General features: G+C 51.6%; 8 protein-coding genes and 1 pseudogene. 3 read left to right on the top strand and 6 right to left on the bottom strand.

What is annotated here, in order from left to right:
* Positions 1-28 precede the first annotated feature (28 nt).
* The 5 genes from AB8615_RS09820 to AB8615_RS09800 form a co-directional block, all read right to left on the bottom strand.
* On the bottom strand, positions 29-247 hold the full coding sequence (locus tag AB8615_RS09820) for a hypothetical protein (protein WP_409432415.1): 219 nt from the start codon (positions 245-247) through the stop codon (positions 29-31).
* Between the two features lie 14 nt (positions 248-261).
* On the bottom strand, positions 262-1,665 hold the full coding sequence (locus AB8615_RS09815; RefSeq protein WP_409432414.1) for a glycosyltransferase family 2 protein: 1,404 nt from the start codon (positions 1,663-1,665) through the stop codon (positions 262-264).
* 73 nt (positions 1,666-1,738) lie between these two features.
* Positions 1,739-2,770 (bottom strand): tRNA epoxyqueuosine(34) reductase QueG, encoded by a 1,032-nt coding sequence (gene queG, locus AB8615_RS09810; protein ID WP_409432413.1) that lies wholly within the window; start codon positions 2,768-2,770, stop codon positions 1,739-1,741.
* Between the two features lie 8 nt (positions 2,771-2,778).
* A complete protein-coding gene (locus tag AB8615_RS09805; RefSeq protein ID WP_409432412.1) occupies positions 2,779-3,456 on the bottom strand; it encodes a glutathione S-transferase family protein in 678 nt (225 codons plus the stop codon).
* Between the two features lie 55 nt (positions 3,457-3,511).
* The gene (locus AB8615_RS09800; protein ID WP_409432411.1) at positions 3,512-4,525 is read right to left on the bottom strand and encodes a cation diffusion facilitator family transporter; all 1,014 of its coding nucleotides are present in this window, start codon (positions 4,523-4,525) and stop codon (positions 3,512-3,514) included.
* A 136-nt stretch (positions 4,526-4,661) separates the two neighbouring features.
* On the opposite strand from AB8615_RS09800, the pseudogene AB8615_RS09795 reads away from it, so the two are divergent.
* The 3 genes and pseudogenes from AB8615_RS09795 to AB8615_RS09785 form a co-directional block, all read left to right on the top strand.
* Positions 4,662-6,085: pseudogene (locus tag AB8615_RS09795) on the top strand (M1 family metallopeptidase); the annotation flags it as partial.
* A gap of 54 nt (positions 6,086-6,139) precedes the next feature.
* Positions 6,140-7,390: an ERAP1-like C-terminal domain-containing protein gene (locus AB8615_RS09790; protein WP_418153083.1), complete on the top strand. Its 1,251-nt coding sequence runs from the start codon at positions 6,140-6,142 to the stop codon at positions 7,388-7,390.
* A 188-nt stretch (positions 7,391-7,578) separates the two neighbouring features.
* Positions 7,579-9,216: a SulP family inorganic anion transporter gene (locus AB8615_RS09785; protein WP_409432409.1), complete on the top strand. Its 1,638-nt coding sequence runs from the start codon at positions 7,579-7,581 to the stop codon at positions 9,214-9,216.
* On the opposite strand, the gene AB8615_RS09780 is transcribed toward AB8615_RS09785, so the two are convergent.
* Positions 9,130-9,633 (bottom strand): DUF2177 family protein, encoded by a 504-nt coding sequence (locus tag AB8615_RS09780; protein WP_418152335.1) that lies wholly within the window; start codon positions 9,631-9,633, stop codon positions 9,130-9,132. The genes AB8615_RS09785 and AB8615_RS09780 overlap by 87 nt on opposite strands.
* Positions 9,634-9,666 lie beyond the last annotated feature (33 nt).

The following is a 9,666-nucleotide window of genomic DNA, read 5'->3' as shown; positions in this document are numbered from 1 at the left end:
GAGAATCGGGTGTTTTTTTGGGTAAGCGCTACATCCGTCCGCCCGTTTCAAAGCCAATTAAATTGGCAATATGAACGAGCAACATGAAGCCTGTCGCAATGCTGGCGAGCGAGATTAGCATCCATGGGGGGCGATGCGGTTTAAGCGTATCATGAACCTTGAAATTATTGCGAAAACCCAAAATGCCCAGCACGATACAAATGAGCAAGGCAATCGAACTTATCATTAAATCATCGGAGGGACTCATGCAGAGGCCTTTAATTAATTGGCAGGGCCGTCAGCTTCGCGCGGTGTCGCTGCGGTGTCGCCAGTCTTCAGTTTCGGCGGCGGGTTAACACCATGTCGCGTTTTGTGCCAGTGAAAAGGTGCGTAACGCAGCTCCCATAAGGCTCGCATTGCGGGTCGGAATAATAGAACCCAATAGAGCGGCATAAAGACTGCCGATAAAATTAATTGCGGTTTTCGCGCCCGATACGCACCGATCATGCCAATAAGAATACCAACAGCAATCGAGAGGCCAAAGCTAAAACTATAAAGGGGCGGCACTTGAATCGGGATGGCTTGCATTTGGAAATAGGCGAAGATGAGGGCGAGAATAAATAGCGTGGGTATGTAAAACCAAATTGAGAGCAGTGTAAAGCCAAGCGTGACCTGAAGAGTGAAACAACGCACTATGCCGCGCAGACCGCCTGGCGCAAAAGGTGCACTCATATGGACGCCCCAACTCTGCATGAAACCTTTGATCCACCGCGCGCGCTGTAGCCGCCAATCGGCAAGATTGGCCACAGCCTCTTCATCTGTTGGCACATCGATATAGCCAATTTTTCCGGGCCTGAGCGCTAAGCGAAAACTAAGGTCAGCATCCTCTGTTACGTTATAGGGATCCCAACCGCCAACGGCGTCTAATACCTCGCGCCGCATATGGTTTGACGTGCCGCCCAATGGAAATGGCAGACTCATTCGAGAGAGAAAAGGAATCCAAATATGAAACAAAGCTGCGTATTCCAAACTAAATTGTTGGGTTAGCCAATTTGTGTGTGTGTTGTAATAATCTAATGGCGCTTGAAGGGCTTGCCAATCTGGACGCGCTGCAAAGGCCATGGCGGCGGTGCGAAGTTGTTGTGGATGGGGACGGTCTTCGGCATCGTAGATCGTGATTAGGGCGCCGCTAGCATATTGCATCGCGTGATTCAGCGCACGTGGCTTGGTTTGGGGCGTGCCTTTTGGGACAATAATTAATTCAAATGATGGACGAAGATGTGCTTGCACAGCGGCAATAGTCTCAGGGTCTACGGCTTCGCAAATCAACAGAATTTGTAATCTTTCACACGGATAATCTAGTCGCTCCAAGCCTTTGATCAAATCTGCGACCATATTAGCTTCATCAAATAACGGCACTAATACAGTGTAGGGTGGCAGTTCTATCGCGGAGTTTGTTTCTGGGTTTTTAGGCTTAGGTGTCAGGCAAGCAATTAGCCGAAACACTGAAAAAATTAAGCTCGCAATCGCGACAGTTGCCGTCACAGACAGAAGTGTTGTTTGCCAATCCAAGAGGAGAGCGAAGGCGAGTGTTAGTAACAACGTCAAACATATGATCACGACAACCACATGTGGTCGGGTCTCATTTGCCCAGCCCAGTTTTTCAGAATATCGCGGTTGGCGCATCCCTGATCTCCCCCGCGATCATCCCTGATCAATATATCATCCCTAGTTGCAACTCACTAATTGCAAGTAAACGTCAGGTGAGGCGCGTTTTGGCCCAAATCGCTGCATCCCTTACAACGGGATCAGAATGGTTGATATGCGTGGCCGCGATATGGACAAGTTCAGGATCGGCGCTATTTCCGACCGCGTAGAGAACATTCCGAAGAAATCTGTGCCAACCAATGCGCTTGATGGGAGAGCCTGAGAAGTGCAAACGAAACCCATCTTCCCCGAGCAATGCTAGCTCTGCGAGAGAGGGAGCATTGAGTGCTTCCCGCGCCTTTAATTTTGCCTCATGCGAAACTTCGGCAAATTTATTCCAAGGGCAGACGGCAAGGCAGTCGTCGCAGCCGTAAATTCGATTTCCCATCTTAGCCCGCAATTCCAAGTCAACTGGGCCCGCATGCTCGATGGTCAGATAAGATATGCAACGCCTCGCATCTAATTGATATGGCGCTGGGAAAGCTTCTGTCGGGCAGACATCCAAACAGGCGCGGCAACTCCCGCAATGGTCAATCTCTGCATTGGTCGGAGTTAAGCTAGCGGCGCTTAGGATTGTGCCAAGAAACAGCCAAGACCCGTAATCGCGACTAACGAGGTTTGTGTGTTTTCCCTGCCAGCCAAGTCCTGCCTGCTGTGCCAAAGGCTTTTCCATCAGGGGAGCGGTATCAACGAAGACTTTGACATCTGCCGCAGTGTCACGTGCAATCAAACCTGCAATTTCTTTTAGGCGCCCTTTGATAATATCATGGTAATCCCGGTTTCTGGCATAGACAGAAATTGTTGCTTTATCGGTCTGGTCGAGCGAAAGCAGAGGATCACTCTCGGGACCGTAATTCATGCCCAGCACGACCGCACTCTTGGCATCGGGCCACAGGTTTTGCGGGTGGCTGCGGCGTTCAAACGTCTCTTCGATCCACGTCATTGATCCGTGATGGTTCTTGGCGATGTAGTCTTGCAAGCCACGTTTTGGAGAGTCTCCGAGTGCCGCCACATTGGCGATAAAGGGCGGCGTAAACCCTAGACGCTCAATGCGCGCGATAACTGATTTGGAGAGCGCCGCCACGCGAACTTCTAAAAGTCCAGATCGGTATAATGGCGAGGGGCGCGAAACCCTGGCACACGGTCATTCAATACACCGCGCATGGACGGGCGTGATTTGATGCGCTGATACCAATCTTTGACAGCGGGCCAATCTCGCCATTTCATTTCGCCGAGAAAATCAAGGCAAGAGATATGCCCCGCCCCCGCAATATCACCGAGGGAGAACTGATTGCCCGCCAGCCAGTCCCGACGTTCCAATAGCCATGTCAGATAGGTCAGGTGAAATTGTAAATGCTCTCGGCCTTCGCGAAGAACCGCCGTCTCGGGCGCGCCCAGACCCGTCACTGTTTTCTCGACTTTTTCCGAAAGGATGTAGGAGTCGACGTCTTCGGAAAACCGGGTTTCGAACCAAGCACAAATGCGCCGCGCTTCGGCGCGTTCAAACGCATGGTCTGATAATAAAGGCAAACGGGTGCTGCCGTCATTGGCATATTCACAAATAGCACGGACGCCAGATATTGTGATGGTTCCCCCGCTGATCACATCAACGAAAACAGGCGGCGCACCCTCAGCTGTCATATCAAGGAATTCGTCAGACGGGTTCCAAGGATCAATCACTTCTTCGCGAATTTTGAGTTTCTTCTCGGCAAGCGCAATCCGAGCCTGTCGGGAGGCTGGATGAAGTGGAAAATGGTATAGCGTGCGCATTCCGCCTTTGTAGCGCTCATATGGATAATGGAAACTTAATCCTGCAGTAAATCGCTTAAGGATTTGTCACGGAGGTAAAGCGTAAATTCCCGTGACTATGGCCGCAGCCCGCAGGGTGGGGGTGTATCAAAATATCGGCGGCAGGGAAGGCCGCCATCATGCGCGCTTCTGCCCCCAATATTATATCGTGGGCATCTGACAAAGATAATGTTTCGTCCAAATCAAGGCGCATCTGCACATGCAAATGCGGGCCAGAGGCACGGGTGCGAAGATCATGAACGGCCCGGACTTTAGGGTCTTCCATAGCCAGCCGCACAAGCGTTTTGCGTTCATCTTCATTGAGTTCCATGTCCATTAATTGCGCCCAAGCGAGCTTTGCAATTTGGAACGCTGTCCAGAGAAGCCAGAGCGCCATCATGCCGCCCACCAATGCATCGGCCCAAACGTAAGGCGTAAAAGCACTAATTGTGATACCGCCAATGACAAATAGGTTTGCTAATAGGTCTGCCATATAATGCGCACGGTCGCCTCGCACGGCGATAGATCCCGTTGCGCGAATAGCCCAACTTTGGGCGATCAGCAGCCAGAAAGTGATAACGATAAAAAGACTCATCACAAAAATGGCTAAGCCAGATTGTTCGACCCCATGAGAATGTCCCACGTGACCAATGACTTCTTCGAGCAGATGAAAAGCGGCAAAGACAACCAAGCAAACTTGAAACACAGCGGAGAAACTCTCGGCCTTGCCGCGCCCAAACCGGTATTTGCTGTCAGGTTTTTTAACAGCATAGCGCACGGCGATAAAGCTGCTGATAGCGCCGACGATGTCGAGGGCCGAGTGAACCAGCGACGCCATGATGCCTACGGAACCCGTCTGACCATAGAGCCAGAACTTACCCGCGGCCATAATTAAGCCCACAATAACTGCGAGCGCCGTGATGCGCCGCGTGATGATTCCAGACCCTTCAGGCGGCAAACGACCTGGGCGACCTTTGCGCTGCGGTTGATCAAAACGATCATCGCTGGCAGCAATTTGTGCCTTATTTTCGATATCTGGCATCGCGCTCATACGTGCATGTTATAGCATAACAATCCGTAGCGCGAGATAAATTTGACGCAAATTTATGCTCATATGAGCCATAATTTGATGTGGGCATTGCGGACGGATAGCCCTATGCCTACGGCCCTAAGATAAAGGACATATTATGCGCATCTTCAATTCTTGCCTCATAACCACAGTATCCGCCCTCGCTTTAGTGGCATGTAGCGGTTCGAATGACGGGGCTAAAAGTTCAGTCATGGATGCAATTAAGACTGTGTCCAATGACAGTATTCCACATGCGCAATTACCTGAAAATATTGTACCGCAGCGCTACCGCATCGACATGCGCATGGACCCTGATGCAGAGGGATTTTCTGGCACTGTAGAGATTGATGTGGAGGTCAAGGACGCGACATCCAAGATTTGGTTGCACGGTAAAGAGATGACGGTTCCCGTTGCAGAAGCCAAGATCGGCGACAAAATTATACCGCTGACATTTACGGAACTGCCGAATGAAGATGCTCCGTCAGGGATAGCTTACTTGTCATCTGACGAGGTTTTGCCAGCGGGTAAGGTGACACTTCGCATGGAATATTCAACACCTTATAATCAAGCCCTTAATTCAGCCTATCAAGTCAAGCGGGACGGCGAAGGTTATATTGTGACGCAGTTTGAACCGCTCGGCGCACGTGAGGCATTTCCGAGCTTTGACGAACCTAAATATAAGGTGCCGTTCACCTTATCGATAACAGCGCCAAAGGATGACTTTGTATATTCCAACACGCCTGAAGTTACGACGAACGAAACTGTGGATGCGGACACAGGACAAATTTGGGTCAAGCATCAATTTGCGCAAACGCGCCCACTGCCAACTTATCTGATTGCGTTCGGCGCGGGGCCGTATGATGTGGTTGAAGCGGCTGACATTCCTCCCAATTCTATTCGGAACACACCTTTGGAATTACGGGGAATTGGGGCGCGTGGGCAGGGCGGGAATTTTGATTATGCGCTCGAAAATACAAATGGAATTCTGACAGCTTTGGAAGAGTATTTCGGGTCGCCATATCCTTATGAGAAGCTAGATTTAATTGCCGCGCCTGACTACGCATTTGGGGCGATGGAGAATCCAGGTGCGATTGTTTACCGGGAATATCTTCTGCTTCTTGATGACAATGCCCCCTCTCGCAGAAGCGCGCTTATGCGCGGGTGCACAGTCATGAACTGGCCCATCAATGGTTTGGCAATCTTGTTACGCCTGTCTGGTGGGAAGACATCTGGTTGAATGAGGCCTTCGCCACTTGGATGGGGAATAAAGGCATTGATCTTTGGCAGCCCGATGGCGGCTTTGATAATGTCACGCTTAATGCGTCGCTGGGTGCGATGAATATTGATAGCTTGTCGACGACCCGCAAAGTGCGGGAGCCGCTAGAGCGGTCTGAAAACGTCATGGATCAATTTGACGGCATTACTTATCGTAAGGGCGGCGGCGTGCTGTCCATGTTTGAAAGTTATGTCGGTGAAGAGAAGTTCCGTGATGGTGTGCGCTTGCACATGAAACGCTATGCAGATGATGTCGCCACGGGCGATGATTTTTTCCAAAGCATCGCGGATGGCTCGGGTAATCCAGACGTGGTCGCAGCGATGAAAAGCTTTGTTGATCAGCCTGGTGTGCCACTGGTGAAGGGCGCGTTGAGCTGTGATATGAACCGCACAAGATTAACGCTCAGCCAATCACGCTACGCGCCACTCGGTTCAAAAACAGAGCAAGGACAAAGCTGGCAAATTCCTGTCTGCGCTAAATTTGGGTATGGCAACGCCACACATAAACAATGCACACTGATGAAGGACCGCTCCGCGACAATTATATCAGATAAAGAGGGCTGCGCAGACTTTGTGACGCTGAATGAAAACGGCGCAGGGTATTACCGCTTCACCATGGACAGTGCGGCGTGGGACAATGTCTTGTTGAATTTAGATCAACTCAACACGCGCGAAGTCTTGACGGTTCAAGATAGCCTTATTGCCGCTTACCGCGCGGGAGAGGTGGACAGCGATGTTGTCCTGAAGGGTATGGTCGCTTTTGCAAAGCACCCTGAATATGAAGTCGCGCAGGGCTCAGGTGCGTTGCTGGGCTTTATGGAAGACGAGTTAGATGCCGACGAAGCTCTCGCGAAATTGACGCGGGATATGTATGCGGACCGCTATCAGGCGAATCTTGGCAAGGACACGGTGGAGGCCAATCTCTACCTTCCAGCCCTTGCCAGCAATTTGATCGAACGCGGACAAGACGCAACTCTGCGTGCGAACTTCGCAAAGCAAGGCGCGGCCTATTTGGGGTTGGACGGAGCTGCGGACAAAACTGCCATTGCGTCAAATATGCTATCGACCGCGCTGCGTGCAACCATGAGGGAGCGTGGGGCGGATGCCTTGGAGCCCCTGCTGGAGATGGTCAAAAATGGGTCTAGCTTTGAAAAAGGCGCCGCGATAGGGGCGCTTGGCAAGACGACTGATCCCGCTATAGGAGACCGCCTGCGGAGCCTCGCCCTAACGGATACAGAGACAATGACAGGGCGGCAAGCGCTCTCGCTTTTGTCTGTGATGATGGGGAATGAGACGCAAAGTGCACAAACTTGGGAATGGTTAAAAGCGAACTTTGAGCCTTTCGTTACAGGGCGCGTACCCGATGTACGCAAGGGCGGACTGCCAGGTTTGGTACGTGGGTATTGCTCGCTTGCAGAACGCGACGAAGTCAAAGACTTCTTTGACGCAAATGCGGAACTGATTCCGGGTTATGAGCGCTCGCTTAAACAAGTCGTAGAGAGCATTGAACTGTGCGCCGCGCTCAAACAGGCCAAAGGCGACGAACTGACTGCAGCCCTTGAGGCGCGCTAGACACCATAACTGAACATTGAGAAAACCGCCTATCTTTACGCTAGGCGGGTTTTTTTATGGTGGGTCGGCACCATCGTCCGAATACAGTAATTCACTCTGCGCTGTGGTTGACCCTTCGCCCTATTCAGGATAGGCCGCGCTCTAATCCGAAGGTCGCAAGACCGCATCCAACAGGATCAGGGCTCCCCATGATACGTTCTACCCTCTCAGCCTTTGCTGACCGCATCTCCATTCCCTCACGCCGCAATGATGGGCCGCTGGTGTTTACACCCAACCGAATTAAAACTGAAATCTTGTCAGGCCTCACTGTGGCTTTGGCGTTAGTGCCCGAAGCGGTGGCGTTTGCGTTCGTGGCTGGCGTGCATCCGCTGGTAGGGCTTTACGCAGCCTTTATTGTTGGACTGATCACGGCCGTTTTTGGTGGCCGCCCTGGCATGATCTCTGGCGCGACAGGTGCGTTGGCCGTTGTCATGGTCGCGCTAGTTGCGCAGCACGGCGTGGAATATCTTTTTGCAACAGTTGTTTTAATGGGAATCCTACAAGTCTTGGCGGGTGTGTTTAAACTCGGTAAGTTCATTCGCCTTGTCCCACACCCCGTGATGCTAGGGTTTGTCAACGGCCTCGCGATTGTGATTTTCCTGGCGCAGATGACACAATTCCAAACTGAGCCAGCGCCAGCGGGCGAACATCACGGCCCATTCAACATGCTCTACGGCACATGGATGCAGGGCACGACATTGTATATGATGCTCGCGCTAGTGGCGCTGACCATGTTCCTGATCTGGGCAACGCCGAAAGTAACGAAGATTATACCAGCCCCCCTCGCAGGGATCGGTATCGTCGCAGCGATTGTGATTGGCTTTGGCCTCGATGTTCCGCGCGTGGGCGACATGGCCTCGATTAAAGGCGGCCTTCCAGCATTCCATATCCCGAGCGTGCCGTTCAATCTGGAGACGTTCAAAATCATCGCGCCCTATTCAATTATTTTGGCAGCCATTGGTTTGATCGAAAGCTTGCTGACGCTCAACCTGATTGGCGAGATTAAAGAAGAGCGCGGCGGCGCGAGCCAAGAGTGCGTCGCGCAAGGCGCCGCGAATGTGGTGACAGGTTTCTTTGGCGGCATGGGCGGTTGCGCGATGATCGGTCAATCAATGATCAATGTAAAATCTGGCGGGCGTACACGCTTGTCAGGCATTTCAGCAGCCCTATTCTTACTCGCATTTATTCTGTTTGCCTCCCCCGTGATCGAGCAGATTCCCCTTGCGGCGCTTGTGGGTGTGATGTTCATGGTCGTGATCGGCACATTTGCTTGGCAGTCACTGACAATCATGCGCCGTATCCCAAAACTTGATGCATTTGTGATTTTCCTCGTGACGCTTGTGACAGTGTGGGAAGACTTGGCAGTTGCTGTCGTCGTTGGTGTGATTGTCTCAGCGCTCGCTTATGCATGGAATGCATCCCGCCGTATTGACGCCGATACGGAAATGGAAGGCGATACGAAAGTCTACAAAATCGAAGGCCCTCTCTTCTTTGGCTCAGTCGAAGGTTTCTCTGAGTTGTTCGACGTTGCGGGCGATCCCGACAAAGTGATTGTTGATTTCAATGATAGCCGCGTCGTGGATCAGTCGGCGCTACAAGCCATTGAAAACTTAGCCGCAAAATATACGCAAGCGGGTAAAGCGATCCAATTACGTCACTTAACGCGACAGTGTCACACGCTGCTTAATCGTGCAGGACAGTTAATCATCGATTCTGATGATGATCCTGATTATGAAATCGCGACAGATTATAGCGTGAAAACTGGCGCATTTGGTAGCGGCCATTAGGGCTTTATGCGCGCGTAAAAAAAGAGTAACCCAAGTTGCAAGTCCCGCGACCGTGCCTGTCAAAACAGTACCCCAAATAATATCTACAATGACCATCTTCGCTGGCCAATCGCGTGTCGTCGCGAGGTTGGTAAGATCATAAGTCGCATAGCAAAAAAAGCCAAAGAGTGCGCCCCACATGACCGCGGTCAACGCTGAGTTCGCGGTTAATCCAGGTCGCACCGCAAATATCACGATGCCGACGCAATAGAGCGTGTAAAACGCTAACGCGACACCCCAATGCACATTCTCTGCCATGAGGTCGCCGAGTTGCTCGGCATAAAAGCCGCGTGCGACCTTGGCGAGCCACACCATATCTATGGCAAAGAAGAAAACGACAGTCGCAACAAAAGCGATGAGGGCGGTGGAAGCGGACATAAAAACCTCGATTAGTTATGAGGTTACTACGTC

The organism is Litorimonas sp. RW-G-Af-16, assembly GCF_048319245.1.
Lineage (GTDB): Bacteria > Pseudomonadota > Alphaproteobacteria > Caulobacterales > Maricaulaceae > Litorimonas.
This window is presented reverse-complemented; position numbering and strand designations above follow the sequence as displayed.